Below are 25,785 nucleotides of genomic sequence, written 5' to 3'. Positions count from 1 at the left end.
GCCCCCGAGGCCGCCCGCGCCGAGCGGAGCGAGGCCCGCCGTCCGGTGCCTGACAAGCCATAGGCCGACAAGTAGAATTGCCGATCAGGACAGCTGGGTGACGCCGACGGGCAAGGCCCTCGCTACGCGGATCGGATGTATCCCGGATCGACCCCTCGTCGTGCCGTACCGTCAGGCCGGGGGCTGGATACGGATGATCGACAGCCCCGAGATTCAACAAATGAAGTTTCAGAACGTCATCGGCTTCAGCCACGATTCCGCCCACCCGCTCGGCGTCCTGCTGATCAACCTCGGCACCCCGGATGCGCCGACCACGACCGCCGTGCGCCGCTACTTGACCGAGTTCCTCGCCGACCCGCGCGTCATCGAGGGGCCGCGCTTCATCTGGTGGCTGATCCTGCACGGCTTCATCCTGCGGGTGCGCCCGGCGCGTTCGGCAAAGGCCTATCAATCCGTCTGGACCGAGCAGGGCTCGCCGCTGCTGACGATCTCGCAGCGCCAGGCCGCGGCCCTCCAGCAGCGGCTCGACGCACGCCTGGCCGGCTCCGTGCAGGTCGAGCTCGGGATGCGCTACGGCAATCCGTCGATCGTCTCGGCCCTGAACAGACTCCGTGATGCCAGCATCCGCCGTCTCCTGGTGCTACCGCTCTACCCCCAGTATTCCGGGACGACGACCGGCTCCACCTTCGATGCCGTCACGCGGGCCTTGGCCGGCTGGCGCTGGCTGCCGGAGATGCGCTTCATCACCCAGTATCACGATGAGCCGGCCTACATCGCGGCGCTGGTGGAGAGCGTACAGGCCTACTGGAACCAGCATGGCGAGCCGCAGCGGCTGCTGTTCTCCTTCCACGGCATCCCGAAGGATTATTTCCTCAACGGTGACCCCTACCATTGTCAGTGCCACAAGACGGCGCGGCTGGTCAGCGAGGGGCTCGGTCTCGCCCGCGAGCGCTGGCAGCTCTCGTTCCAATCGCGCGTCGGCAACAAGGAGTGGCTCAAGCCCTACACGGACGAGGTCCTCAAGGAGTGGGGCGCAGCGGGCGTCGAGTCGGTGCACGTCGTCTGTCCAGGCTTCGCCGCCGACTGCCTGGAGACGATCGAGGAGATCGGCGAGGAGAACCGCCAGTATTTCCTCGGGGCCGGCGGCAAGACCTACGGCTACATCCCGTGTCTCAACGATGGCGAGGCGCACATGGACATGCTGGCCGACCTGATCCAGCGCCACACGCTGGGTTGGCCCGAATCCGCGCCCCTGTTGGGACCGGCTGTCGCCGAAGACATCGCCTGATCCCGCGCTGGCGGCACGCACCGCCAGGAGGCATCGAGACCCATGGCCGACCATCCGCTGCCGACCGATATCCAGCTCCATCGGCGCTCCCGGGTCCTGGAGATCCACTTCGACGACGGCGCCCGCTTCCGGCTGCCGTGCGAGTACCTGCGCGTCTACTCGCCGTCGGCCGAGGTGCGCGGCCACAGCCCGGCGCAGGCCAGGCTGCAGGTCGGCAAGGAAGGGGTCAACATCGCGGATCTGCACCAGGTCGGCACCTACGCCGTCAAGATCCGCTTCGACGACGGTCACGACTCCGGCCTCTTCGACTGGGTCTATCTCTACAAGCTCGGCCGCGCCTGGCAGCCGCTCTGGCAGGACTACCTGACCCGGCTGCGCGATGCCGGCCATCGCCGTACCGCACCCGATCCCTTCGAGACCCTCCGCGCACGCGACGAGGCCCCAGCGACATTCCCCCAGGACCGGTAGAACCAAATCTGCTACTCTCCGCGACCTCGCCCCTTCATTGAGTTGGCGTATCGCAGATGAAGTTGCTATTGGGTTAAACCGATGTCCCAAAAAATCAGTCGTTTGTCCCTGATCATCCTGCTCGCCCTGCCGGCCATGGGCTGGGCCTCCGACGGCACGGAGCGGATCGATCTGACCGGCCACCCGGTGGGCTTCATCGCCCTCGCCATCTTCGTCCTCGCCTACCTCCTGGTGATGGCCGAGGAATTCCTCCACCTGCGCAAGTCCAAGCCGGTCATCATCGCCGCCGGGATCATCTGGGCGCTGATCGCCCTCGTCTACACGACCCATGACCTCGGCCACGCGGCCGAGGAGGCCGTGCGCCACAACCTGCTCGAATACGCCGAGCTGATGCTGTTCCTGCTCGTGGCGATGACCTACATCAACGCCATGCAGGAGCGGCGCGTCTTCGATGCGCTGCGCGCTTGGCTGATCCGCAGCGGTTTCGGCTTCCGCGCCCTGTTCTGGATGACCGGCATCCTGGCCTTCTTCATCTCGCCGGTCGCCGACAACCTGACGACGGCCCTGCTGATGTGCGCGGTCGTGCTCGCGGTCGGCGGCGACAACACCCGCTTCGTCACCCTCGCCTGCATCAATATCGTCGTCGCCGCCAACGCCGGCGGCGCCTTCAGCCCGTTCGGCGACATCACGACCCTGATGGTCTGGCAGAAGGGGATGGTCGAGTTCTTCGAGTTCTTCCAGCTCTTCGTCCCGTCGCTCGTGAACTTCCTCGTGCCGGCGGCGCTGATGCACTTCGCGGTACCGGATGTGAAGCCCGAGGCCACATCGGCCTCGGCACCGATGCGCCGCGGCGCCCGGCGCATCATCCTGCTCTTCTTCCTCACGATCGCCACCGCGGTCGCGTTCCACAACTTCCTGACCCTGCCACCCGTGCTCGGCATGCTCACCGGTCTGGGCTACCTCCAGTTCTTCGGCTTCTACCTGCGGATGACCTATCTGAGGGAATGCGGCCCGAACGGGGAGTTCTGCGACCGCGGCGAACTGGAGAAGAACGAACGACTGGAGGCCGCCCAGCCGTTCGACGTCTTCAACAAGGTCGCCAAGGCCGAGTGGGATACGCTGCTCTTCTTCTACGGCGTCGTGCTCTGCGTCGGCGGCCTGGGCTTCATCGGCTATCTGGGCCTGGCCTCCGAGGTCATGTACAGCGAATGGGGGCCGACAGCGGCCAACATCGCCGTCGGGGTGATCTCGGCGATCGTCGACAACATCCCGGTGATGTTCGCGGTGTTGACGATGAATCCGGATATGTCGCAGGCCCAGTGGCTGCTCGTGACGCTGACCGCCGGCGTCGGCGGCTCGCTGCTGTCGATCGGCTCGGCGGCCGGCGTCGCACTGATGGGGCAGGCGCGCGGCAAGTACACCTTCTTCGGCCACCTGAAGTGGACGCCGGCGATCGCCGCCGGCTATGTCGCGAGCATCCTCGTGCACCTCTGGATGAACGGCTAGCGGCCTGGACAGCGAGCGACGCCGCCTCGGCCCGTCGTTCGCTGCACCACCGCACGACCCGGGAGGACCAGCCGCTGGACCCTGAACCGCTGATCCGCTATGTCGAGCCCGTCTACCGGCCGCCGAGCGAGGCCGGCTCGCTGATCCTGCCGGTGACCGACGGCTGCTCCTGGAACCGGTGCACCTTCTGCGAGATGTACACGGCGCCCCAGAAGCGCTTTCGCGCCCGCCCGGCGGCGGAGGTCCTGGAGGGGATCCGCCGGATCGGCGAGCGCCTGGGCGACGACGTGCGGCGGGTGTTCCTCGCCGACGGCGATGCGCTGGCGCTGCCGACCGGGCGGTTGCTCGACTATCTGGCGGCGATCCGCCAGCATCTGCCGGCCGTGCACCGCGTCTCCAGCTACTGCCTGGCGCGCAATCTGCGCCGCAAGTCCGTGGCAGAGCTGCACGAGCTCTGCGACGCCGGACTGACGCGGGTCTATCTCGGCGCCGAATCCGGCGATGATCAGGTCCTCGCCCGGGTCGCCAAGGGCGAGACCAGCGCCTCGACCGGCGCGGCCCTCGACAAGCTCGGCGAGGCCGACATCCGCCGCTCGGTGATGATCATCAACGGCCTGGGCGGCGCGACGCTCAGCGACCAGCACGCCGACAACTCCGCCCGCCTGATCAACGCCACCGCCCCCGAGTACCTCTCGACGCTGGTCCTCATGGTCGCGGACGGCGGCACCCGCCTGCGCGCCGCCTGGCCCGACTGGCGGCCGCTGCCGCGCGTCGGCCTGTTTCGCGAACTGGAGCGCTTCCTCGGCGCCCTCGAGCTGCGCCGTACCATCTTCCGCGCCGATCACGCGTCGAACTGGCTCGTGCTCAAGGGTACCCTCGGCGCCGACAAGCCGCGTCTGCTCGCGCAGGTCCGCGCCGCGATCGCCGAACCGCAGGCCGCCGGGCTGCGAACGGCCGCGATGCGCGGCCTATGAGGTCCCACCAGGGTAGCGCAAGCCGCGCCCTGGGAGGCGCGGAACTCAGGAGGCCGCCGGACAGTGTGCGTTCAGACAGCAACCGGCGCAGCGCGGCCGGGTGCGGCAGGCGGCCTTGGCGTGGCGCACGATCAGCGCGTGGTATTCGTTGAAGAGTGCCGTATCGGCACCGAGCGCCCGCTCGAAGGCGTGGCGGATGGTCTCGTAGCCCTCGTCGCCGGCGAGGAGCCCGAGCCGGGCGAAGAGCCGGCGGGTATAGGCGTCGACGACGAAGACCGGGCGCTCGAAGGCGTAGAGCAGCATGTCATCGGCCGTCTCGGGTCCGACCCCGTTGACGGCGAGCAGCCGCTCGCGCAAGGTCGGCGTGTCGAGCCCGGAGAGCCCCGTCAACCCGCCGTCCGCGACGAAGGCGTGGCAAAAGGCCCGCAGCCGACGGGCCTTGACGTTGAAATAGCCGGCCGGGCGGATCGCCTCGGCCAAGGCCTCGTGGCCGAGCGCCAGGATGGCCTCGGCGGTGAGCGGGATGCGCTCGGTCAGTCGCGCCAGGGCGCGCTCGACATTGCTCCAGGCGGTATTCTGCGTCAGCACCGCCCCGACCATGACCTCGAACGGCGAGTCCCCGGGCCACCAGTGCTGCGGCCCGTAGGTCCCATAGAGGACGCGATAGACGGCCGCGAGGCGCGCCGACTCCACGAGCACCCCCCGCCTAGAACGCAAAACCCTTCGGGATGACGACGACGCCCTGCGGCGACACCGCATAGCGCTCCCGGTCGGCCCTCGGATCCACGCCGATCTGGGTGCCGCGCGGTACCACGACGTCCTTGTCGATGATGCAGCGACGCAGATGGGCGCCCTCGCCGACCTCGACCCCGCCGAAGAGGACCGCCTCCTCGACGATGGCCCCGTCGCGTACCCGCACCCGCGGGAAGAGCACCGACTGATTGACCCCGCCGCCGCTGATCAGGGCACCGGCGGCGAGCATCGAGTTGACGAAGATCCCCTCGGTTCCCGAGGCCCCCGGCACCGTGCGCGCTGGCGGATACTGGCCCTGATGGGTGTAGATGGTCCAGTCGCTCTGGTAGAGGTCGAGCGGCGCCTGGCTGTTGAGCAGGGCCATCGTCGCCTGGTAGTAGGCATCGATCGAGCTCGGGTCACACCAATAGCGGTCCGGCGTCACGCGACCGCGCTCGCCGCCGAAGCGATAGCCGAAGACGCGGCCGTTCTCGGCGAGACGGGCGACCTCGTCGGCATCGAGGGCGTTGTCCTCGTCATCGCCGATCGACAGGCGCGTCAACTCCGCGAGCAGGTAGTCCTTGTCGAAGAGGTAGGCGCCCATCGTCAGTTGCACCGGATCGCCGTCGGCGGCCGAGCGTTCCGCCAACGGCATGACGCGGTCGTCCTCGCCGAGCGGCACCGCGATGCGCCCGGGCGACTCGTCGCGCCGCGCCTCGCGCACCGCGAGCGTCACCGCGGCGGCGCGCTCGCGATGAAAGCGGATCATCTCGGCGTAGTCCATCCGATAGATCAGATCGCCCTCGAGGATCAACACCTGCCGCGCCTGACTGCGCTCGAGCAGATAGCGGTTCTGGCAGATGGCATCGAAGGGACCGGCATACCAGTCCGAACCCTGGCGCATCTGCGGCGGCACAGGGGTGATGTACTCGCCGATCTCCGGGTTGTAGAGCGACCAGCCGTCACGCAGGTGCTTCTGCAGCGAGTGCGACTTGTACTGGGTCAGCACCAAGACCTGGCGCAGCCCCGAGTGCAGGCAGTTGGCCAGCGTGAAGTCGATGATCCGAAACTTGCCGCCGAACGGGACCGCCGCCTTGGTGCGATGCCGGGTCAGGGGTTCGAGGCCGGCCCCATGGCCGGTGGCGATGACGAGGGTCAGGGTTTCGCGAGGCATCAGCGGCTTCCGATGGACTACGGATGACGGTGCGGATTCTACCAGCAAGTCGCGCCGACGCCGCTCGGCGTCGGCGGCCGGCGACGCCGTATCCGCCAAGGCCGCTGTCGGGTCACGGCGCGCGGCCAGCCTGTGGTCCGTCGGCAAGCGCCGTGCCGACCTTCGCCGGGGCCGTAGGTCGGGTTAGGCGCACCGCACGGCCTTTTATCAGAAATGACAGGTTGCGCGCGCCGTAACCCGACGCGCCTCCACCGGGCACCCGAAAAAGACATCTCGCGCAGAGACGCAAAGGCGCAGAGCAGGAGAAGAGGAGCGTACTGGTGACATCGACCAATGATTTCTCTTCACTTTGCGCCTCCGCGTCTCTGCGCGAGCCTGTAGGTCGGGTTAGCCCCCCGGGGCGTAACCCGACGGCCAGCGACGCGGTATCCGCGAAGGCCGATCTCGGGTGACGCAGCGCCGACCCGACCGGCCAAGGCCCCTATCATCCTAAAAACGGCAGTTGACCGCTTCATCATGGATTCAAGTGGTTGAAATCGCGCGGAGGCTCTACGTGAGTCCTGCTCACCCACTCGGTGAAGGCCGCTACGGCACCCGATCCACGTCGCGCGCGGCGCCCGGCGGTGTTGCAAGTCGTTGCAATAGCCTGGCTATTGCGCCTCCTTGCGCCTTGCCGGACACCCCGCGCGGCGCACCTCGGGCACCGTCCAACTGCCGCTTTTTGGATCATGCCCCCCGCACCCGGCGGAAGAACTCGCGGCTGGCGAGCGGTCGCGGGCCAAGGTGCGGGGCGAGCGCCGCACGCAACAGGCGCCGCGCCTCGCGGATCTGCCCGCCCTCGGGCGGCTCTTCGGCGGCGAGCCGCAGCAGGGTCGCGCCGGACAGGGTCTCGTCCGGCGTCCCGTCGATCGCCGCGACGATGCCGCGCTCCGGGACGTAGCAGTAGCGGCCTGCGGGGCTGACCGGGCGGCCGGTGTCGGCCTCGCGATCGAGCACCAAGCCGTAGCCGAGGACCTGGAGCAGGCGCAGCTCGAAGCGCCGCAGCACCCGGTCGAGCCCCTGACCATTGGCCAGGTCCTCGAGGGCCGCGACATAGAAGGCGAAGAGGTCCTCGTGCGGGTCTTGGCGCGCGAGGAGCCGCATCAGGAGTTCGTTGAGGTAGAAGCCGCAGTAGAGGGCATCGCCCCGCAGGGTCAGCGGGGCCCCAGCGGCCTCGACCTTGCCCAGCGTGCGCACCTCGCCGCGCCCGCTCCAGGCGAGCCACAATGGCTGGAACGGCTGCAACAGCGCGGCGGTCGGGGCGCGCCCGCGCCGCGCCCCCTTGGCGACGGCGGGGAACCGTCCGTGGGCGGCCGAGAAGACCTCGACCAAGAGGCTCGTGTTGCTGAAGTCGCGCCGATGCAGCAGCAGGCAGCGCTCCAGGTGCCCCGCCGATGGTGCGCTCATCGCCGGGGTGCGACCCCGCGGGCACCCACGTCAGCGTTCGCGGTAGCCGAGGCTGGCGAGCGCCGACTCGTCACTGGACCAGCTCTTGCGAATCTTGACCCAGACCTCCAGATGCACGGGCCGCTCGAAGAGTCGCTGCATCTGCTGGCGCGCCTCGCTGGCGGCGGCCTTCAGGGCCTCGCCCCGCTCGCCGATGATGATCGCCTTCTGGCCCGGGCGTTCCACCCAGATCAGCGCGTGGATCCGGTAGCGGCCGCCCGGCTCCTCCTCGAAGCGTTCGATCTCGACGGCCGTCTGGTAGGGCAGCTCCTCGCCGTAGCGGCGCATCAGCTGCTCGCGCACCAACTCGGCGGCGAAGAAGCGTTCCGGCCGATCGGTGATCTGATCCTCCGGGAAGAGGGGCTCGCGCTCCGGCAGTGCCTGGAGGGCGAGCGTCTCGAGCCGCTCGACCTGATCGCCGCGGGTCGCCGAGACGGGCACCAGCTCGCGGAAGGCGTAGCGCCCCGCGAGCCGGTCGAGATACGGCAGCAGTCGGGTCTTGTCCCGCAAGCGGTCGACCTTGTTGACGACGGCGATGGCCGGCGCACCGGCCTCGGCGATGGCCTGCAGGGCCTTGTCGTCCTCGTCGGTCCAGCGATCGGCCTCGACGACGAAGAGCACCAGATCGACCTCGCCGATCGTCGTCAGCGCGGCGCGGTTGAGGTAGCGGTTGAGCGCGCCGGCCCCGCGGCGGTGGATGCCCGGCGTGTCGACGAAGACCAGCTGACCATCGGGCCGGGTCTTGATACCGAGGATCGTGTGGCGGGTCGTCTGCGCCTTGTCCGAGGTGATCGCGAGCTTCTGGCCGAGGAACCCGTTGAGCAGCGTCGACTTGCCGACGTTGGGGCGGCCGATGATCGCGATGTAGCCGCTGCGGTTAGTCGGCATCGTCGAGGGACCTCAGCATGGATTCGGCCGCGGCCTGCTCCGCGCGCCGGCGGCTGGTGCCATCGCCACGCACCTCGCTACCATCGTCCGGCAGCCGGCAGCGCACGCGAAAGACCTGGGCGTGCTGGCTCCCGTCGATGCCGAGGACCTCGTACTCGGGCAGCGGCCGCTTGTCGGCCTGGAGCCGCTCCTGGAGGCGCGTCTTGGGGTCCTTGTCGACCTGGTCGTCCCGCGTCTCGGCCAGGGCCTCCTCGAAGATCCCGAGGATCACCCGGCGCACGGCGTCGAAGCCGGCGTCGAGATAGACGGCGGCGAAGACCGCCTCCAGGGCATCGGCGAGGATCGAATCGCGGCCATGGCCACCGGTGCGCAGCTCCCCGGGGCCGAGGACCAGGTAGTCGCCGAGGGCGAGGCCCCGGGCCAGGTGCGCCAGCATCTCCTTGTTGACGAGCGAGGCGCGCAGCCGGCTGAGGTCGCCCTCGGAGGCGTCGGGAAAACGCTGCCAAAGCACCTCGGCGATGATCAGGCCGAGCAACGCGTCGCCGAGGAATTCCAGGCGCTCGTTGTTCCGGCTGCTGGCGCTGCGATGGGTCAGGGCCTGGACCACGAGGTCCTCATCGCGGAAGCGATGGCCCAGGCGACGGGCCAGGATGCGCAGGTCGACCGTCACTTCGGCGGGATCGTCACGCGGTGGTCGAACATCACGACCGCATCGACATTGAAACCGAGGTGCCGGCGAACCTCGTATGCGACGGCGACGTCCGTACCCTCGCCCGCCGACGGGCGCCCATAGCTGAAGTCCGACCCCTGCACATGGGCCACCTGATTGACGTCGAGCCGACTGGTGACCATGCGGGCCAGTTCCCGGCTGCTCGTGCCGCGCGCTTGCGGGTCCTCGGCGAGCGCGTTCATGACCGAGCGCACCGTCAGGAACTCCATGTAGAGCGGACCGAGGCGTAGCGCCACTGTCGCGATGCCGCCGGCCACGAGCACCCAGAGCAACACTGCGATCATCCCAATCCCACGTTGTCGCGCAAGCCTCTGCACCATCGTCGCCTCCCACGGCTAGTCGATTCCGTTACCGATACGCCCCCAATCGATCGGGAGGCCGTCGCGCTGGCCATCCCAATGCATCCAGATCGCGAAGGCCTTGCCGACCAGATTGGCCTCCGGCACCAGACCCCAGCAGCGGCTATCGTTGCTGTTGTCGCGGTTATCGCCCATCGCGAAATAGTAGCCCGGCGGCACCTCGATCGGACCATAGGCGAACTCCCGGCACATCGGCGGGAAGTCCGGCCGGGTCGGGTCGACGAGGATCCGGTGCTCGACCCCGGTGAGGTCCTCGACGGCCTCGATCGTCCCCTTCAGCGCCGTGCTCGAACCGACCCCGGTGTAGCGCCCGAGCGGCGTCTGCGGCTGCGCCTCGCCATTGATGTAGAGGGTCTTTCCACGGTAGTGGATCTCGTCGCCGGGGACCGCGACGATGCGCTTGATGTAATCGGTGCGCGGATCCTGGGGGAAGCGGAAGACCGCGACGTCGCCCCGCTCGGGCTCGCCCAGATCGAGAAACTTGCTGTCGAGGACCGGCCAGCGCAGGCCGTAGGCATACTTGTTCACGAGGATGAAGTCGCCGACCAGCAGGGTCGGCATCATCGAGCCGGACGGGATCCGAAACGGCTCGACGACGAACGAGCGCAGCACCAGCACGGCCAGCAGGACCGGGAAGAAGGACCGGGCGTACTCGACGACGACCGGCTCCTTCGCCGGCGCCCCCTCGCCAGCGGCGGCGCGGCGGCGCGGGGCGAACCACAGTCGGTCGGCCCCCCAGATGAGGCCGCTCGAGAGGGTCGCCAGGACCAGCACGGTGGGAAAATCGAGGCTCATTGCGTCTCTTCCTAGTTGTTCTTGTCGACCTGGAGCATGGCGAGAAAGGCCTCCTGGGGGATCTCGACCCGCCCGACCTGCTTCATCCGTCGCTTACCCGCCTTCTGCTTCTCGAGCAGCTTGCGCTTGCGGGTCGCATCGCCGCCGTAGCATTTGGCCGTCACGTTCTTGCGCAGCGCCTTGACCGTCGTGCGGGCGATGACCTTGCTGCCGATCGCGGCCTGGATGGCGACCTCGAACATCTGGCGCGGGATCAGGTCCTTCATCCGTTCAGCCAGGTCGCGCCCACGCGCCTGGGCCTGATCGCGGTGCACGATCATCGACAGGGCGTCGACACCCTCGCCATTGATCAGCACATCGAGCTTGACCAGGGCGGCGGCCTGAAAGCGCTTGAACTCGTACTCGAAGGAGGCGAAGCCGCGGCTCACCGACTTGAGCCGGTCGAAGAAGTCGAGCACCACCTCGCTCAGCGGCAGATCATAGGTCACCTGGACCTGTCCACCCAGGTACTGGATCTGCTTCTGCACGCCGCGCTTCTCGATGCACAGGCCGATGACGCCGCCCAGATAGTCCTGCGGCACCAGGACATGGGCCTCAATGATGGGCTCGCGGATCTCGGCGATCTTGCCGGTCTCGGGCAGGTTGGCGGGGTTGTCGACCTTGATCACCTGACCATCTGAGCGCACGACCTCGTAGACCACGGTCGGGGCCGTCGTGATCAGGTCCAGGTCGTACTCGCGCTCGAGCCGTTCCTGGACGATCTCCATGTGGAGCATGCCGAGGAACCCGCAGCGGAAGCCGAACCCGAGGGCCTGCGAGGTCTCGGGCTCGTAGAAGAGGGCGGCATCGTTGAGGCGCAGCTTGCTCAGGGCGTCGCGGAGGTCCTCGTAGGCATCCGAATCGGTCGGATAGAGGCCCGAGAAGACCCGCGGCCGCATCTCCTTGAAACCGGGCAGCTTGGCGGCCGGACGGTCCGAACGGATGATGGTGTCGCCGACCGGGGCGCCGTCGATCTCCTTGATGCCGGCGATCAGATAGCCGACCTCGCCGGCGGCGAGGCGCGGGCGTTCCTGCTTCTTCGGCGTGAAGACGCCGACGCCATCGACCTGATGGACGCGCCCGGTCGAGAGCATCTGGATCTTGTCGCGGGCCCGGATCTCGCCATTCATGACCCGCACCAGCGAGACGACCCCGACATAGGAGTCGAACCAGGAGTCGATGATGAGCGCCTGGAGTGGCCCTTCGGGGTCGCCCTGCGGCGGCGGGATTCGCGCCACCAGCGCCTCGAGCAGCGCGGGGATGCCCTCCCCCGTCTTGGCGCTGACGCGCAGGGCGTCCTCGGCCTCCAGACCGATGATCTCCTCGATCTCCCGGATGACGCGCTCGGGCTCGGCCGAGGGCAGATCGATCTTGTTCAGCACCGGCAGGACCTCGAGGCCCTGTTCGATCGCCGTGTAGCAGTTGGCGACGCTCTGGGCCTCGACCCCCTGGGCCGCATCGACGACCAACAGCGCCCCCTCGCAGGCCGCCAGCGAGCGCGACACCTCGTAGGAGAAGTCGACGTGCCCCGGCGTATCGATGAAATTGAGCTGGTAGAGCTCGCCGTCGAGGGCACGGTAGTCGAGCGTCACGCTCTGGGCCTTGATCGTGATGCCGCGCTCGCGTTCCAGGTCCATCGAATCGAGGACCTGATTGGACATCTCGCGGGCGGTCAGCGAGCCACACAGCTGGATGAAGCGATCGGCGATCGTCGACTTACCGTGATCGATATGGGCGATGATCGAAAAGTTGCGGATATGAGCGAGATCGGGCATCGGTTTGGGCCGCCCCTCAGGCGCGTTCGTCGCGGGAATGATCCTTGGCCGGCCTCGTCCAGCACCACTGCGATCCGCCGCGATGACGCGCAGACCCCGCCGGCGCCGGAGCGGTCGCGCCGGCAGGCGCCGCGCGGCAGCAGCTCGACTCGACGCCGAGACAGCCGCGGATCATAACAGATGGCGCCGAGGCGACGATAGCGGCGGGGCGCCGCGGCGCCCCGCCCAGGGCGTGGATCAGGACTTGCCCTCGGGGATGCGCACCGGGTAGTAGATGGGTCCACCGCGGCCACGCTGGACCAGCAGCGCGATCGACCGGCCGGTCTCCAGGCCGTCGAGGAACGCGTTGAACTCGGCGGCACTCTCGACCGACTGGTGATTGACCGCGAGGATCAGGTCGCCATCGCGGATCCCCGCCTGCTCGGCGGGGCCGCTGGCGACGCTGTCGACGAGCACGCCACCGGTCTCGACGCCGAACTCGTCGCGTTGCTCCGGCGCCAGATCGCTGACGACGAGGCCAATGCGGTTGACCGTCGTCTGCGGCGGCGCGAGGCCACCGCCCGCGACGGCGAGCCCCTCATCATCGGGCAACTCGCCGACGACCAGGTCGAGCCGGACCATCTTTCCGTCGCGCAGGATCTCCAACTCCACCTCCTCATCGACCGGGCTGCTCCCGACCAGCGGCGGCAGGGCGCTCGATATCGGCACCTCCTTGCCGTCGAAGCTCAGGATGATGTCGCCCGCCTGCAGACCGGCCTGCGCCGCCGGCCCGTCGGGTAGCACCTGGGCGACCAACGCGCCCCTCGGCTGGGGCATGCCGAAGGTCTCGGCCAGATCGCGCGTCACGTCCTGGATCAGGACCCCGAGCCAACCGCGCGTCACCCGGCCCTTGGTCTTGAGCTGCTGGGCGACATCCATCGCCACATCGATCGGGATCGCGAACGACAGGCCCATGAAGCCACCGGTGCGGCTATAGATCTGAGAGTTGACGCCGACCACCTCGCCGTCTAGGTTGAACAGCGGACCGCCGGAGTTGCCCGGATTGATGGCCACGTCGGTCTGGATGAAGGGGACATAGTTCTCGCTCGGCAGATTACGCCCCTTGGCGCTGACGATGCCGGCCGTCATCGAGTGCTCGAAGCCGAACGGCGAACCGATCGCCAACACCCATTCGCCGACCTTGAGGTCCGTCGCCGAGCCCAGCGTCGCGACCGGCAGTTCGTTGCCGTCGATCTTCAGCAGGGCGATATCGCTGCGCTTGTCGCTGCCCACGACGGTGGCGACGAACTCGCGCCGATCCGCGGTGCGCACGATGATCTCGCTCGCCCCCTCGACCACGTGGGCGTTGGTGAGGACATCGCCATCGTCGGAGATGATGAAACCCGAGCCCAGCGACCGCGACGGGATCTCCTCGCTCGGCATCTCCCCCTCTTCGCCGAAGAAGCGGCGGAAGAAGTCGTGGAACGGGCTATCCTCCGGCAGATCCGGGACCGAGTAGCGCAGCACCGGCGAGCTGGCTTGCTCCTGCTGGGTGCTGATGTTGACCACGGCCGGACCCTGCTGCTCGAACAGGCTGGTGAACTCGGGCAGGCCCCGCGCGCCCGCGACGAGCGGCTGCAACAGGCAGAAGGCGACGCCGATCAGAACGGCGATCGGCCGGGAAATCTGGTACATAGATCCTCCGATGTCCCTGTGTGAGTCATACATCATTCAGGTCTTCTCCAGACCGGAAACGCCACCGACCCGGCAAGCCCCGGAAGGCTCGAGCACGACGGCAGGCCCCTGCTCCACGCGCAGGACCACCGCCTGATAGCGGGCATCGTCCTGCCGTGCGCGACTGAATCGGGCGAGCCATGCCAGGCTAGCGATCAAGCCGATCAGCCCGCCGGCGATCCCGAGCGCATCGCCGGCCGGCCAACCCAGCCGAGACGCCAGCGTCTGGAAGAGGATGGCGCCGCCGATCAGGGCCAGGACCGGCACCAGATAGGCGGCGAGGGAGGCGCCGAGCAGCGCGCCCTCCGGAATCCCGACGACGACCCGCTGTCCCGGCGCCGCCCCGATCCGATTCAGGGCCGCCAGGCGCGTCGGCCGGCGGCCGAGAAATCGGTCGAGCAGCGAGACGCCGCAGCTGGCACCGACCGCGCACTGCCCGCAGCTGGTGCGACGCGTCGTCTCGACCTCGGCCCAGGCGCCGCGCCGCTCCACCACCAGGCCCGACTCTTCGATCATGGCGTCGCCCCCGTACCGTCGAACCGCACGCCGGCGAATACCGTGGCCACGGTAGCCGCCGGGACCTGGCCGACGACCGTGACGCGGTGTCCGGCGAGGCGTCCGCCGATGGCGTGGATCGCACCGATGCGCGTCTCACCCTCGAGGCCCGCACCGCCATCGGGTTCGACATAGACGGAGACCGCCGCCAGGCCGTCGGAGAGCAGGAAGTGCTCCACTGGCGGACCTGCACCGGTGGCCCCTTGATGCATGATCTGCTCGAAACCCGCGGGAAGCTGCCCGAACCGCCAGCGCGAGACGGCCTGCGCCGCCGGGGCCGTGCTCGACGGCGGCGCCGCGGCCAGCGCCGGCGACACGGGCGGCGCATCCGTCGGCGAGCCAACCAGGCTGATCGACGTGAACATGACCTGCTCGAGCGGCTCGGCGTCGGTGCCCATCAGGTCCGTCTTCAGCGGCAGGCCCGTCTCGCGATCGAGGTAGAAGCGGTAGCCATAGCGGAACTGGTCGTGTGGGATGATGCCCAGGACGTCGGTGGCACGCCCGGCCACCCGGGCCGCGCCGAGCGGCGCGACCCGATAGTGGCCGGCCAGCCGCTCGGCATCCAGAGGCTGGGAGTGCAGCAGGTCACGGGCGACACCGTGGCGCTTGACCGAGATCGGGTGACTGTTCGGAAGGGTGCAGGTGACCTCGTCATCCTCCCGCGTCACGGTCCGCACCGGTCCGGTCAGGGAGACGAGCCGCTCGCGAACCCGGCCGTCCTCGATGGCGTGTTGGAGATACAGGGTCTCGAGGCGGTTGCGGTAGAGGTAGACGAGCGTTCCCTCGAAACTCAGTGTGTTGGCGGCCACCGCCATACGGTGCAGTTGCTCGTTCGGCGAGATCGGCAGAGAGGCCGGAGGCGACACGGCCGGTGCGGCCAGCGCCCAGCCCCCGCCCCAGCAGAGCGCCGCCAGGGCACAGACCGGGACCCAGACCGGGGCTCGAAACGCGGCGGAGAGCTTAGCGCCCCGCTTCATAGCCGACGAAGGTCGCATAGGGGAGCAGCCCTTTCATGCCCGACGCCGGCGCATACTCCTGGTGGGTGACGAGCAGACGATCGAGCTTGTCCTCGATATCCGGCTGACTGATGTGCCAGCGCGAACTGGAGTCGCTCAACGCGAATTCGGGTGGCGCCGAGGACCCGTTGATCGCCACCGCTGGCACCGACGCCTCGTCGAGCGGGTCGCCGAAATCGACCAAGGTCGGCACGGCGAAGACGGCGAGGAAGGCGGCCGTCGCCGCCAGCGCGGCCCCGGCGATCGGCGCCACCTGGACCGGAACGACCCGCCTGCGCCGGGCGCCCGGCGCGAGGACCGTCGGTTCGCCGGCCAGACGGGCAGCCACGGCGGGGGCGACCCCGCGCAGCTCGCGACTGACCGCCTCGCCATGCAGCGCGGCGGAGATCAAATGGTAGCGCTCCCACCGGCCGGCAAGTTCCGGGTCGCGCTCCAGTGCGTCCATCAACGACGGGAGCGAGGCGGCACCGAGTTCACCGTCGATCAGCGCCGAGAGTTGTTGATTTTGCTGTTCTCGCTTCATGGAACCTACCCATGGTTCATGGATTCAACAAAGGCCTGAGCCGTTTGTCGATGGCCTCGCGGGCGCGGAAGATCCGCGAGCGCACCGTACCGATCGGGCAATCCATCGCGACCGCGATCTCCTCGTAGCTCAAACCTTCCAGCTCGCGCAGCACGATGGCCGTGCGCAGGTCTTCGGGCAGGCCGTCGAGGGCCTGCTGCACCGTCTCCGCGATCTCCTCGGTGAGGAGATGGCGCTCCGGGGTCGCGTTCTCGCGCAACCGCGCCCCCATGTCCATCTGTTCGGCCACCTCGGCGTCCAGATCGTCCCCCGGGGGACGGCGACTCTGGGCCACCATGTGGTTCTTCACCGTATTGATCGCGATGCGATAGAGCCATGTGTAGAAGGCGCTGTCGCCGCGAAACCCGGACAGCGCCCGATACGCCTTCAGGAAGGCCTCCTGGGTCACGTCCAAGACCTCGCTCGGATCGCGCACGTAGCGCCCGACGAGGTTGCCCACCTTCTGCTGATACTTCAGCACCAGCAGATCGAATGCACGCTTGTCTCCGAGTTGCGCGCGCGCCACAAGTTCCTGGTCGGCCTGCCTGTCAGTCATTCCAGGCAGTCCCGTTGCGCAGGCATCCCTGGGTCCGATGGCATTGACAGCTCCGTAGGTTGAAAGTTCGGGTTCGAGCAGCTGAGGCGAGCACGGCAAACAATTGGGCGAGGGGCAAGAATCACTGCAAGGCCGTTCAGTTTACTGGGGCGCGGGGGGTTTGCCTATCCCCACTGCGGGGGCGCCCCTAGGGCGGCACCCGGCCGCCGACCGGGGCCTGGGGTCGAATGGCGCCCCCGGCAGAAGCCTCGAAACGGGACGCCGGGACGGCCGCTGGTATCAAAAAGACAACAAGCCCGGAGCCGGTGGCGGCGCAGACCCATGGGCCGGCGGCACGACAGGGCGGACTGCCGTCGGAGCCGATGCAGCCGCTCGGCCCCGGCGATCCAACACGGACACATCGCTTGGCGGCGTGACACCCGAAGAGCGCCCACGGCCCGGGCCGCCTCCATCGCCGGGCGGAGCGGATCGGGGCATGCCGGCAAACGACCGACAGGGCCGGTCGGGGCGGATTCCGGCAAGCCAACCCCGACTCGGACGCGAGGCGCCTCGCGGTCTTCCCGAGCGCGAGGCCGCGCTTCGTCACTCGTCGGACACGGCGAGCGCTCGATCGCCCCGCGGATGCTGGGGTGCGTCAGCACCCGCTGGACGGAAATCAGCGCGAGACCTTGCGGGGCGGTCCTGGAAAGAAGGCATTCGTGCGGCGCACATAGTCTCGATAGCCGGGGCGGCGCTCGGCGATGTCCCGCTCCAGCAGCGTGACGCCGGACACGCGCAGGAGCAGGAAGGTGATCACCACTGGCGAGACGAAGGCCCACCAGCCCCCCGCCGACGCGGCGATCAAGAAGAATCCCCACCACATGCAGGCCTCGCCGAAGTAGTTCGGGTGACGCGTGTAGCGCCAGAGCCCTCGATCCATCACCTGCCCCTCGCTCCCCGGGCGAGCCTTGAACCTGGCCAGCTGCTGGTCACCGACCGCTTGGAAGGCGAAGCCAACCAGCCAAAGCGCCGCCCCGGCGAAGTCGAGCGCGCCCAATGGTGCGGTACCCGAGATGGCCGCCAGCAACGGCAACGAGATGACCCAGGCGAGAAAGGCCTGGACGCCGAAGACGAGATACAGGCTCTTCCAGGCGAAGCCAGGCTCGTTCTCGCGCCGGATCCGCTGGTAGCGCCGGTCCTCGCCCTCGCCCCAGTTGCGCCAGGTGATGTGGATGCTCAGACGGATCGCCCAGACCGCGACGAGGGCGAGCATCAGATAGGCGCGCGCCGCCAAGGTCGGGGCCATCACCGCGTAGACGCCGGCCATCAGCAGGAAGAAGAGCGACCAGAAGGAATCGACGTGACTGACCGAACGGCGCGGCAGGCTCAGGAGCCAGGCCCCGAACCCCATCAGGAGCGCGGCCCCCAAACCGCTGACATAGATGCCCAGATCAAACATGGCGCTTCACCTCCGGCGACCGAATCGGTGTGACCGGGGCATCTTGGACCGGCGCCTGGCCGTCGAGGCGCGCCGCGAGCCAGACGAACAACGGCGTCAGCAGGAGCCAGCCGGCACCGATGACCGCCAGCGCCAACGTGGGCTCAGCAAAGGTGACGCCACCGAGCTGCGCGCCCGTGTAGAAGGCCAGCGGGCCGCCGAACGCCCCGAGCGATGCCGCCACCAACCAGCGCCCGCGCAGCCAGCGGAGCGCGACATTGAGCGTCATCGCGAAGAGGAGCCAGAGGGCCATCATCCAGACCGGCGGCAACCAGGCCGCCAGCATGCCGGACGGATACGCGAGCAGGCCCGTTCCGACCAACAGCCCGTCCCAAAGGCTGCCGATGCCGGCCACCGCGAACAGCAGCTTGGCCTCGACCGCCGGCTGCGCGGCGAACCACAGGTGCGACCCGACGATGACGGCGGCGAGCGCAACGCCGAACCAGGGCAGCCCATGCGCGCCACCGAGCACACAGGCGAACCAGCCGAGTTGAAAGGCGACAAGATTGGCGACAATCCGCATCGCGGACCCTCCGAGAGCGAGTTCCGATACCCCTCTCGCATCTGATGTCGAAGCGATGCGTTACAAGACCACCTTGGCGCGCCGCCGGTCGCCCGGCGGAGACCGGGAAAGCCCTGGCTGCCGACCCCGACCCTGGCCTGGCGAGCCGTCATCCAACGGCCGGAGCGCCTCAGCGCACCCAGTCGACCAGGTGCCACGCGAGCTCTTCGGCGGCCGTCGCCGGGATCGCCCGGCCGGCGATGCTCTGACCGGCGGCAGCGACGCTGCCCTCCTCGCCTGTGATCAAGGGATGCCACCCGGGCAACGGCTTGCCCTCAGCGAGCAGGCGGTAAGCGCAGGTCTCGGGTAGCCAACGGGAATCGCGCAAAGTCTCGACGGTCAGGGTGATGCAGTCCGGCATCGCGTCGGAGCGATTGCAGTAATCCCGGCACTGCCCGCTGTGGAGATCGAGTAACGCGCAGGCAACATTCGTGTAGTGGATCTGACCTGTGTCCTCGTCCTGGAGCTTCTCCAGACAGCATTTGGCACACCGATCGCAAAGGGACTCCCACTGCTCCACCGACATCTCGGCCAGCGCGACAATCTCCCAGAATCGCTCGTCATGCTTGGTCACGGTCGTTGCGGCCCTGTGCGGTCTTATCGGTGTGCGATCCCAAGAGGGAGCGACGGAGCGCCGACTCTAGCAGAAGCCGCGCTCGGGTTTCACGCGCTGCGAGCGGGGCAGTAGGGCGGGCGCGCGGGGTCACCCATTAGCCGCCCCCCTTCTCTACCGCACCAGCCCGCCCCTCCGGATCGTCGCGCGGAACGCGACAGGCCCGTCCATGAGCAGCGGGATAGCTGATCGCGGATGGCGGGACGCGCTGCGCTTCACCGCCCTACAGCCCTGGCGCTAACACTGGAGCAGCGCTGGACCTCGTCGGGCACGCCACCCCCGAGTAGGTGAGCCCGCGCGTCGACTGCTCTGCCTCCAACGTGCATTCCCCAACGGCCGCACGGCGCCTTCCGGATATGTCACTGCGAGACCCTCACGCCCTGCGCCTCCGGGATGCGTCAATGCAAGACCCCAAGACCCTGCGACAAGGCGTGACCCCGCGTCCTGCGGCATTGCTTCACGGCCGAATCGAAGCTAGGATCCAGGCATGATCGACTGGAGCACATGTACAGCCGTAGAGCGCAATGCCGCGAGGCTCAGCGGCGCCTGGGTATTCCGCGGTACCCGCGTACCCGTGGCCGCTCTGTTCGAGAACTTGGAAGACGGCGCTCAGGTCAGCGAGTTCGTCGAATGGTTTCCGGACGTAACGCTGGAACAGGCACGCGCCGTGCTTGAGCACGCAGCGCGTTCCCTGGAAGCAGCCTAGCCATTCTGCCCTGAGTGTGCAGATTCTGTTCGATCAAGGCGTGCCCGCGCCACTCCGTCGTCACCTGGGCGATCACCGAATCACGACCGCCTCGGAACTGACGTGCGCAACCCTCACTGATCGTGAGTTGCTGGACCGGGCGGAGGCGAGCGGCTTCGATCTGTTGATCACAACGGACTGCAACCTGAAGCACCAGCAGGTGCTTGCCGGTCGTGATCTGGCCATCCTCGTGCTGTCCACGACGAGCTAGCCGCGCCTCCGGCAACAAGCGACGGCCGTTGCGCAGGCCGTCGATACCATGTCCGCCGGCGACTATCGGGAGCTCCAGCTCGCGTGAGCGAGCTTCAGCCCAGACGTGGCAACTGTCAGGCCCTGCAATGCGCGAAAGCGGGGTCACGGAAAGCGCGGAAAGCGGGGTCACGGAAAGCGCGGAAAGCGGGGTCAAGTCTTGCAATCACGCAATGCGCGATTGCAAGACTTGACCCCGTACCCCGCGTGACCCCGTACCCGCCGTACCCGCCGAGAGTAAGTCAAAAGGGAAGACCAGACTCCTCCCCTCGATAGATGGCCTCACGCCGATCGCCGCGCGAGGTAACGTGTTAGAGCCCGCCGGGCGGCTCTATACGAAGGGGTCTGGCCATGGGCTAAGTTTAGTCGGGCGGTGCTGGATTGCAAGACCTGACCCCAGAGCTTCCGTGACCCCAGAGCTTCCGCAGAGCTTCCGTGACCCCAGAGCTTCCGAGGTAGGCGTGCCATGCCGAGAGACCGCCATATTTCATTGCTTTAGTAAACTGCCACCGTAAATCCAAGCCCGTATGCAAAAGACAAGACCTGACACCGGCCTTGCGCCGAGGCTTGACGGGGTGACCTTGGCCTTGTGACACTACGCTGGGCAACTTTCTGCTAATTGTTTGTTTTCGCGCTATTTTGAACCTGTATAGAATAGAAAGTAGACTTCGTAGTTTTACCTTGGTGATTGCTTATCGGATTATCCGCATTGTGTATAAAGTTGTGTATGCGGTGATTCCTTTTGAATAACTCAGATATTCTATAAGGATCGAAGCCAAGTTCCAGCAATAGACATCCTGCCACTAGATATCTAAGCGTATTGGTTACAAAATAAATTTCCGGGTAAGTTACTGCGTCTTTTTCTCGCCTACTATCCCAATGCGTATAATAATGCCTGGTTTTCTTTACTTTCTCTGAAAATCCATTAATGTCTACAACAAGCAAATTCGTCGCAGGCCTTAAGGCTTTTAGTATATGTAAAAGTTGATCCCGCAGACGTGGTTCCGAAGACCACTTCAATCTTTTTTTCAGCCATGACTTATCACTGTCCAGCGCAACCTTTACAATTCTTTCACTTCTTTCTGTCCAGCCTGGCGGTGGTGCAATTTTTCTCTCAAATCGATATCTGTGATATACCTCAATGGCTTGCGCAAGACTTAAAAACTTCTGCTCTAGGTACTGGTCTTCATCTCTTGTTACTGATGAATATAAATTGGCAAACATTGGTAAATCTTTTATGATTCCAAACCAACTGTCCATTAATCCTCCAAGCCCATTTAAAAGATCGCGCCTGCTAAATAGCATGTCATGAGTTGCTAAGTCCTTGTTGGTTAACTTCACTTTCCTTCTTTTAAAATAAACTCTACACTCCTTGTCTCTCTCATCCTTTTTGATAAATACGCTAAATCTTACTACTTCAGTGGGTTGGTCAACTGCTAGAGAAAATAGATCTCTTAAAGGACGAATAACTTCCAGCCACCAATCTTGTAGCGTTCTAGGTGCATCGCTAGAGACATCGAGATACACCTTGGGGGTTAATGTTACCGAGCTATATTCGCTTCCATTAGCGCTTAACCCGAAGAACAATTTGAAATCTAAATCAACAGACTGAAAATTTTCATCAGGTAGCGTTCTGTATTTATAAACCAGTTCATTCCCAATGGGTTCACCTTCGCCATCTTTCCAGAACGTTAATGTTCTATGCAATATGGGCTGCCCGATCCACTCTGGAAGGTGTTTTATCTCTAGTCGAATTTTGTTAAATAGGGCATCTTCCTCAGCCTCTAGCAATATATCGAAAACCAAGAAATCAGCCTGACCCTGTTGATAATTAATGAGCGTTGCGGGGCCTAATTGGGTGAGCCCACAGACAATAGGGAAGAATTCGTGGAAACTTCTGTCAGTGTAAGTGCCATCGGCTGGCTTGGTTAGGAAGCCAAGATCGTCAAGCAACTCTAGTGCAGGGTCGTCGTTTTGAGACACGACCAACCTACCAGGATGAGACGGCTGATTTCTCCCTGGAACCCACCATTTACCAACAACATCAAATTCTTCGTACTCGATTAACGACATGCGGGCTGAACTCGATTAATGTTTTCTAGCCCAACGAATAAACGGCTGCTGGCCTAATCCGCTCCCTAGAACCGTCCAAGCCAATACTGAGGCCGCCGCCGATGGTGTGCCATTGCCAATACCTGAACGGAACCTGCGTGCTCTCGGTACAAAACCGTGAATGGAAATCTTTTCATTCGCAGGCGCCTGACGTCAGGTGGCTTTTCAACGGGATTTCGATGCGGCGCCTCGCAGATCCTTTCAATCTCTCGTTCGAACTCTGTAAAAAAGGTCGCCCCAAGCCCGGCGCGTTTCGACTCGTAATACACCCGAAAGCGGGGTCAAGTCTTGCAATCGCCCATTGCGTGATTGCAAGACTTGACCCCGTACCCGCTCTCCATGGCGCGCAGCGATCGATGGTAGACCCCGTTTTCTCCTTTGACCCCGATCTTTGCACGATCTTTGACCTTGTAACTCATCTAGTAACCGGTGTAAGGCCACGACGGCTAGCGAGAAGAGCGATGTCTTTTGAGTTCGTGCTGCGGCGGAGGCGCCGTAGAACACCCTGCTGCGTCTCAGGCGTCCAGAAGATCCGCAGATGCTCACGAGCCCGAGTTATTGCTGTGTAAAAGATGCTATGGGTGATGTCGTCTTCATTAGCGTCGGTAATCACGATCTTGACGGAGTTGTACTCGAGGCCCTGCGCCTTGTGGATCGAGACGGCATAGGCCACCTGGAACGGCACGGTTGTGTTCAGCGAATCATCGTCGTCATCGCTTGCTTCGTAGTCGTAGACCTTGAAACGAACGGTCGAACCCTCTATCCATTCTAGTTCAACACCGTCGACGTCGAACTCGCTGAGTGGTCGGTCGAGCTCTATATCGAACTGGATCCAGCTGCGATCATGCTCGATCTCGACGATTCGACCCTTCAGGTTGTTGTGGATCACTGGGCGGAACCGTTCAGTCTCGTTGAAGAGAACAGGATCACCGATCTTGTACGTGGAGACCCGCCAGCTGGTCGCCACACCGGGGTTGCTGCTCTGCAAAAATCGATTGATGTTGTTGATTCCATAGAGACCGTCATAGTTCAGGCACAGAATGATCTCATCCTGTTCGTGGGTTTCGAACAACGTCTTGTCCAGGACGGTCGAGTACCCGTTACGTGCCATATCCTCTGCGATGTCGTCTTCGATGGCTCGAACCTTATTCCAGAAGCCCAAGAGTGAATCGTTCTTGGTTCTGTAGGGCGTCGTCAGCTCGAACACGGAGGTGCTCGGGATAAATGAGCGAATGATTTCGAACCAGTTGCCGAACTGAATCGACTCAATCTGGTACACGTCGCCGACGAGTACGAGCAGCTTGAAGCAGGCCTTCTCCAGCACCCTCATCAGGTCTGCGTTGCTCACCGTACTGCACTCGTCAATAATGAGGAGGTCGTACTCCGGATCGGTGGCACTTCTATAGATCTGGCTGCTGATCGTCCGAAAATGTGAATTCTGCGCAGTTACCTTACGTTTGAGATTGTCAATCGCTGGGTTAGTATGCGCGAGGAAGAGCTTCTCTTTGTCGTTGAAGTATTGCGCGATGTGGTCGACCATTGTCGACTTGCCAGTGCCGGCCGCACCGTAGATCAAGGCGACGCGCGACTGGCTAAACAACTGCTTGAGCGCGGCCTCCTTCGCCGGGTCGTCGATACCACGAGATGTTTCATCGAGCCAGCGCTCGACCGCTTGGGTATAGCCTGCGATCCCGGAGGTTGCGTGCTCCTTAAGCCTCTCGACGATGGAAACAGTGTCGTCCTCATACCCACGTATGAAGACATGGCCCTTGTCGAGCACGAGCCAACGCTCGGTGTGCCTGTAGTAGAGCTTGTTGTTGTATGTGCGGATCAAGTCGTTGACGTCCCCGAATTCTGCGAGGTCGGCCACGGGCGTGTAAAGGACTCCGTGCCGCTCCACGTTGTTCTTCACGCGTCGAGCGAGCAATTCATGGTTCCGCCCGGTCACATCGAGGCTCTCGACGAGGTCCCAATACCGGGGGTTGTGCCCCGGCAGCGATGTGCAGAACGGCATGGTGTCGAAGGGGATGCAGCCGTACTGAAGCTTCGTGCCAGAAAGAGGGTCACAGCCTTTCCAGTAATACTGAGGCTTTAGAATTTGATTGTGCATCCGCAGCATGAGATATCGAAGGATATTGTGGCCCGGACAGGCTGAACTGACGATGCGGCGTGCTTCATCCAGCACGGGGTAGATCTGCGGCCTTCCGACACCAGCCAAACCCGCCGCCTTTACCGTCACGTACTCGGCGTCGGACATATCAACCAGGTCGAGTAGGCTGCCGGAGCTGACCGTCAGCCTGCGCATCAGGTAGCGATACTCCTCCGAATTGGTCCAAACGGTTATGGACATGCCCAGCAGGCGCGCGAAATTGTTGAACTCGCACGGGCGGATCGAGATCTCCCACTCGCGTATGATCGTGATCGGCATCGTCTGGCCGAGCACATCGATCGAGTCCCGCCTGAGCGTCAACATAGCGGAGTACTTGTCAGCCATGTCGATATCGGTAAAGGCGATGATGCGGTCGAACTTGCTCACCTTGTTGACGGCGCGGTAGAAGGTGACTTCGTAGTAGATGCGCCTGGCAACGAAGAACGGGCGGGTTTTATGGATGTAGTACCGATCCGTGGTGCCGATGTCCGGCGGAGTTGAACGGGCCGCCTCAATCCTAGCGGCGATCTTCTCATGGTACTCCCGCAGCGATGGATCGAGGTCAACCGGGAAGGCATCCAGGTTCGCCAGCACTGCGAATCCACAGTTATCTTGAAGCAAGCTGCGGATGCGGTGGAGGTACTCATAGTACTTGAGCATCAAACGCTCGGAAGCGTCCCCATCCAGCGTGTAGTGAGAAGCACTTTTCTGAATCAGTTTGTGGAACTTGCCGAGGAAGTTGAAACTTGCCTGGCTCTTGACGAAGGCGAGACCCGGTTCTACCGCGGCATAGTTAAATTCGGCATCGGGTGATCCCGTGTGGAGACGGACCGCTACTCCTTCGACTAGGTTCCGGATCTGTGAGAGAACGTTCTGCGAGAGCAATGCCCGCTGGTCAGCCATCGATTCGATATTCCGACAGATCGCCTCGTCAGCGCTCTGAATCTGCTTACTCACCGTGGTCATTATCTGTCAAATCCCGCTTGACTCAAACAAGAAAGCGGGGTCAAGTCTTGCAATCGCGCATTGCGTGATTGCAAGACTTGACCCCGTACCCCTGCGTGCTCACGGTACAAAACCGTGAATGGAAATCTTTTCATGCGCAGGCGCCTGACGTCAGGTGGCTTTTCAACGGGATTTCGATGCGGCGCCTCGCAGATCCTTTCAATCTCTCGTTCGAACTCTGCAAAAAAAGGTCGCCCCAAGCCCAGCGCGTTTCGACTCGTAATAGGCTATAGCTTCCAAATATTCCGCTTCTGCGGC

General features: G+C 64.8%; 24 protein-coding genes. 6 read left to right on the top strand and 18 right to left on the bottom strand.

Going from position 1 to position 25,785, the window contains the following annotated elements; genetic code table 11:
* Nucleotides 1–220 precede the first annotated feature (220 nt).
* The 4 genes from hemH to CKO41_RS05450 all read left to right on the top strand — a co-directional run bounded on the left by hemH (nucleotide 221) and on the right by CKO41_RS05450 (nucleotide 4,236).
* On the top strand, nucleotides 221–1,288 hold the full coding sequence (gene hemH / locus CKO41_RS05465; protein WP_200254535.1) for a ferrochelatase: 1,068 nt from the start codon (nucleotides 221–223) through the stop codon (nucleotides 1,286–1,288).
* 42 nt (nucleotides 1,289–1,330) lie between these two features.
* Nucleotides 1,331–1,756, top strand: a complete 426-nt coding sequence (locus CKO41_RS05460) for a gamma-butyrobetaine hydroxylase family protein (protein WP_200381474.1) — start codon at nucleotides 1,331–1,333, stop codon at nucleotides 1,754–1,756.
* Between the two features lie 135 nt (nucleotides 1,757–1,891).
* Nucleotides 1,892–3,262: a sodium:proton antiporter NhaD gene (gene nhaD / locus CKO41_RS05455; RefSeq protein WP_420826462.1), complete on the top strand. Its 1,371-nt coding sequence runs from the start codon at nucleotides 1,892–1,894 to the stop codon at nucleotides 3,260–3,262.
* Nucleotides 3,196–4,236, top strand: coding sequence for a radical SAM protein (locus CKO41_RS05450; protein WP_338113812.1), 1,041 nt, complete (start codon nucleotides 3,196–3,198; stop codon nucleotides 4,234–4,236). Before nhaD ends, CKO41_RS05450 begins: the two co-directional genes overlap by 67 nt.
* Before the next feature lie 45 nt (nucleotides 4,237–4,281).
* Here the strand turns inward: CKO41_RS05450 and CKO41_RS05445 are convergent, their stop codons facing one another.
* From CKO41_RS05445 to CKO41_RS05370, 16 genes are all read right to left on the bottom strand, one after another.
* On the bottom strand, nucleotides 4,282–4,929 hold the full coding sequence (locus CKO41_RS05445) for an endonuclease III domain-containing protein (RefSeq protein ID WP_338113813.1): 648 nt from the start codon (nucleotides 4,927–4,929) through the stop codon (nucleotides 4,282–4,284).
* A gap of 13 nt (nucleotides 4,930–4,942) precedes the next feature.
* Nucleotides 4,943–6,142, bottom strand: a complete 1,200-nt coding sequence (locus tag CKO41_RS05440) for a GlgC family sugar phosphate nucleotidyltransferase (RefSeq protein ID WP_200254542.1) — start codon at nucleotides 6,140–6,142, stop codon at nucleotides 4,943–4,945.
* 726 nt (nucleotides 6,143–6,868) lie between these two features.
* Nucleotides 6,869–7,588, bottom strand: a complete 720-nt coding sequence (recO, locus tag CKO41_RS05435) for a DNA repair protein RecO (RefSeq protein ID WP_200253566.1) — start codon at nucleotides 7,586–7,588, stop codon at nucleotides 6,869–6,871.
* 30 nt (nucleotides 7,589–7,618) lie between these two features.
* The gene (era, locus tag CKO41_RS05430) at nucleotides 7,619–8,515 is read right to left on the bottom strand and encodes a GTPase Era (protein ID WP_200253564.1); all 897 of its coding nucleotides are present in this window, start codon (nucleotides 8,513–8,515) and stop codon (nucleotides 7,619–7,621) included.
* The gene (gene rnc, locus CKO41_RS05425; RefSeq protein ID WP_200253562.1) at nucleotides 8,505–9,185 is read right to left on the bottom strand and encodes a ribonuclease III; all 681 of its coding nucleotides are present in this window, start codon (nucleotides 9,183–9,185) and stop codon (nucleotides 8,505–8,507) included. The genes era and rnc overlap by 11 nt, the downstream gene beginning before the upstream one ends.
* Entirely contained in the window at nucleotides 9,182–9,529 is a 348-nt protein-coding gene (locus tag CKO41_RS05420; RefSeq protein WP_200253560.1) for a DUF4845 domain-containing protein, read from the bottom strand. Before CKO41_RS05420 ends, rnc begins: the two co-directional genes overlap by 4 nt.
* 51 nt (nucleotides 9,530–9,580) lie before the next feature.
* A complete protein-coding gene (lepB, locus tag CKO41_RS05415; protein WP_200253558.1) occupies nucleotides 9,581–10,399 on the bottom strand; it encodes a signal peptidase I in 819 nt (272 codons plus the stop codon).
* An 11-nt stretch (nucleotides 10,400–10,410) separates the two neighbouring features.
* Nucleotides 10,411–12,213 carry a translation elongation factor 4 gene (lepA, locus tag CKO41_RS05410; protein ID WP_200253556.1) on the bottom strand — a complete coding sequence of 601 codons (1,803 nt, stop codon included), beginning with the start codon at nucleotides 12,211–12,213 and terminating at the stop codon, nucleotides 10,411–10,413.
* Nucleotides 12,214–12,450: 237 nt separating this feature from the next.
* On the bottom strand, nucleotides 12,451–13,887 hold the full coding sequence (locus CKO41_RS05405) for a DegQ family serine endoprotease (protein WP_200253554.1): 1,437 nt from the start codon (nucleotides 13,885–13,887) through the stop codon (nucleotides 12,451–12,453).
* 36 nt (nucleotides 13,888–13,923) lie between these two features.
* Entirely contained in the window at nucleotides 13,924–14,442 is a 519-nt protein-coding gene (locus tag CKO41_RS05400) for a SoxR reducing system RseC family protein (protein ID WP_200253552.1), read from the bottom strand.
* Nucleotides 14,439–15,458, bottom strand: coding sequence for a MucB/RseB family sigma factor regulatory protein (locus CKO41_RS05395; protein WP_200253550.1), 1,020 nt, complete (start codon nucleotides 15,456–15,458; stop codon nucleotides 14,439–14,441). The genes CKO41_RS05400 and CKO41_RS05395 overlap by 4 nt, the downstream gene beginning before the upstream one ends.
* Nucleotides 15,442–16,020 (bottom strand): sigma-E factor negative regulatory protein, encoded by a 579-nt coding sequence (locus tag CKO41_RS05390; RefSeq protein WP_200253548.1) that lies wholly within the window; start codon nucleotides 16,018–16,020, stop codon nucleotides 15,442–15,444. The genes CKO41_RS05395 and CKO41_RS05390 overlap by 17 nt, the downstream gene beginning before the upstream one ends.
* A 16-nt stretch (nucleotides 16,021–16,036) precedes the next feature.
* Nucleotides 16,037–16,615 (bottom strand): RNA polymerase sigma factor RpoE, encoded by a 579-nt coding sequence (gene rpoE, locus CKO41_RS05385; RefSeq protein WP_200253547.1) that lies wholly within the window; start codon nucleotides 16,613–16,615, stop codon nucleotides 16,037–16,039.
* Between the two features lie 655 nt (nucleotides 16,616–17,270).
* Complete coding sequence (locus CKO41_RS05380) at nucleotides 17,271–18,053, bottom strand: DUF1295 domain-containing protein (protein WP_200254116.1); 783 nt, start codon at nucleotides 18,051–18,053, stop codon at nucleotides 17,271–17,273.
* The gene (locus tag CKO41_RS05375) at nucleotides 18,046–18,615 is read right to left on the bottom strand and encodes a DUF2878 domain-containing protein (RefSeq protein ID WP_200254118.1); all 570 of its coding nucleotides are present in this window, start codon (nucleotides 18,613–18,615) and stop codon (nucleotides 18,046–18,048) included. The genes CKO41_RS05380 and CKO41_RS05375 overlap by 8 nt, the downstream gene beginning before the upstream one ends.
* 169 nt (nucleotides 18,616–18,784) lie before the next feature.
* Nucleotides 18,785–19,228, bottom strand: coding sequence for a YcgN family cysteine cluster protein (locus CKO41_RS05370; protein ID WP_200381472.1), 444 nt, complete (start codon nucleotides 19,226–19,228; stop codon nucleotides 18,785–18,787).
* A gap of 526 nt (nucleotides 19,229–19,754) precedes the next feature.
* On the opposite strand from CKO41_RS05370, the gene CKO41_RS05365 reads away from it, so the two are divergent.
* Nucleotides 19,755–19,973: a DUF433 domain-containing protein gene (locus CKO41_RS05365; protein ID WP_200254122.1), complete on the top strand. Its 219-nt coding sequence runs from the start codon at nucleotides 19,755–19,757 to the stop codon at nucleotides 19,971–19,973.
* 16 nt (nucleotides 19,974–19,989) lie between these two features.
* Nucleotides 19,990–20,223, top strand: a complete 234-nt coding sequence (locus CKO41_RS05360) for a hypothetical protein (protein ID WP_207143778.1) — start codon at nucleotides 19,990–19,992, stop codon at nucleotides 20,221–20,223.
* A gap of 653 nt (nucleotides 20,224–20,876) precedes the next feature.
* Here CKO41_RS05360 and CKO41_RS05355 read toward each other — a convergent pair.
* Together CKO41_RS05355 and CKO41_RS05345 are read right to left on the bottom strand one after the other, a co-directional pair.
* Nucleotides 20,877–22,334, bottom strand: a complete 1,458-nt coding sequence (locus CKO41_RS05355; RefSeq protein ID WP_200381470.1) for an ApeA N-terminal domain 1-containing protein — start codon at nucleotides 22,332–22,334, stop codon at nucleotides 20,877–20,879.
* Between the two features lie 454 nt (nucleotides 22,335–22,788).
* The gene (locus CKO41_RS05345) at nucleotides 22,789–25,488 is read right to left on the bottom strand and encodes an ATP-dependent DNA helicase (RefSeq protein ID WP_200381468.1); all 2,700 of its coding nucleotides are present in this window, start codon (nucleotides 25,486–25,488) and stop codon (nucleotides 22,789–22,791) included.
* Between the last annotated feature and the right edge of the window lie 297 nt (nucleotides 25,489–25,785).

It is taken from the genome of Thiococcus pfennigii (assembly GCF_016583835.1).
GTDB lineage: Bacteria > Pseudomonadota > Gammaproteobacteria > Chromatiales > Chromatiaceae > Thiococcus > Thiococcus pfennigii.
This window is presented reverse-complemented; position numbering and strand designations above follow the sequence as displayed.

What these genes read in the sequence shown, in the direction of transcription:
- CKO41_RS05420 (WP_200253560.1), bottom strand. Translation starts at nt 9,529, where the DNA reads ATGATCGCAGTGTTGCTCTGGGTGCTCGTGGCCGGCGGCATCGCGACA.
- CKO41_RS05375 (WP_200254118.1), bottom strand. Translation starts at nt 18,615, where the DNA reads ATGCGGATTGTCGCCAATCTTGTCGCCTTTCAACTCGGCTGGTTCGCC.
- lepA (WP_200253556.1), bottom strand. Translation starts at nt 12,213, where the DNA reads ATGCCCGATCTCGCTCATATCCGCAACTTTTCGATCATCGCCCATATC.
- hemH (WP_200254535.1), top strand. Translation starts at nt 221, where the DNA reads ATGAAGTTTCAGAACGTCATCGGCTTCAGCCACGATTCCGCCCACCCG.
- CKO41_RS05380 (WP_200254116.1), bottom strand. Translation starts at nt 18,053, where the DNA reads ATGTTTGATCTGGGCATCTATGTCAGCGGTTTGGGGGCCGCGCTCCTG.
- lepB (WP_200253558.1), bottom strand. Translation starts at nt 10,399, where the DNA reads ATGAGCCTCGATTTTCCCACCGTGCTGGTCCTGGCGACCCTCTCGAGC.
- CKO41_RS05390 (WP_200253548.1), bottom strand. Translation starts at nt 16,020, where the DNA reads ATGAAGCGAGAACAGCAAAATCAACAACTCTCGGCGCTGATCGACGGT.
- CKO41_RS05365 (WP_200254122.1), top strand. Translation starts at nt 19,755, where the DNA reads ATGATCGACTGGAGCACATGTACAGCCGTAGAGCGCAATGCCGCGAGG.
- era (WP_200253564.1), bottom strand. Translation starts at nt 8,515, where the DNA reads ATGCCGACTAACCGCAGCGGCTACATCGCGATCATCGGCCGCCCCAAC.
- CKO41_RS05345 (WP_200381468.1), bottom strand. Translation starts at nt 25,488, where the DNA reads ATGACCACGGTGAGTAAGCAGATTCAGAGCGCTGACGAGGCGATCTGT.
- nhaD (WP_420826462.1), top strand. Translation starts at nt 1,892, where the DNA reads ATGGGCTGGGCCTCCGACGGCACGGAGCGGATCGATCTGACCGGCCAC.
- recO (WP_200253566.1), bottom strand. Translation starts at nt 7,588, where the DNA reads ATGAGCGCACCATCGGCGGGGCACCTGGAGCGCTGCCTGCTGCTGCAT.
- CKO41_RS05405 (WP_200253554.1), bottom strand. Translation starts at nt 13,887, where the DNA reads ATGTACCAGATTTCCCGGCCGATCGCCGTTCTGATCGGCGTCGCCTTC.
- CKO41_RS05395 (WP_200253550.1), bottom strand. Translation starts at nt 15,458, where the DNA reads ATGAAGCGGGGCGCTAAGCTCTCCGCCGCGTTTCGAGCCCCGGTCTGG.
- CKO41_RS05440 (WP_200254542.1), bottom strand. Translation starts at nt 6,142, where the DNA reads ATGCCTCGCGAAACCCTGACCCTCGTCATCGCCACCGGCCATGGGGCC.
- CKO41_RS05355 (WP_200381470.1), bottom strand. Translation starts at nt 22,334, where the DNA reads ATGTCGTTAATCGAGTACGAAGAATTTGATGTTGTTGGTAAATGGTGG.
- CKO41_RS05400 (WP_200253552.1), bottom strand. Translation starts at nt 14,442, where the DNA reads ATGATCGAAGAGTCGGGCCTGGTGGTGGAGCGGCGCGGCGCCTGGGCC.
- CKO41_RS05460 (WP_200381474.1), top strand. Translation starts at nt 1,331, where the DNA reads ATGGCCGACCATCCGCTGCCGACCGATATCCAGCTCCATCGGCGCTCC.
- rpoE (WP_200253547.1), bottom strand. Translation starts at nt 16,615, where the DNA reads ATGACTGACAGGCAGGCCGACCAGGAACTTGTGGCGCGCGCGCAACTC.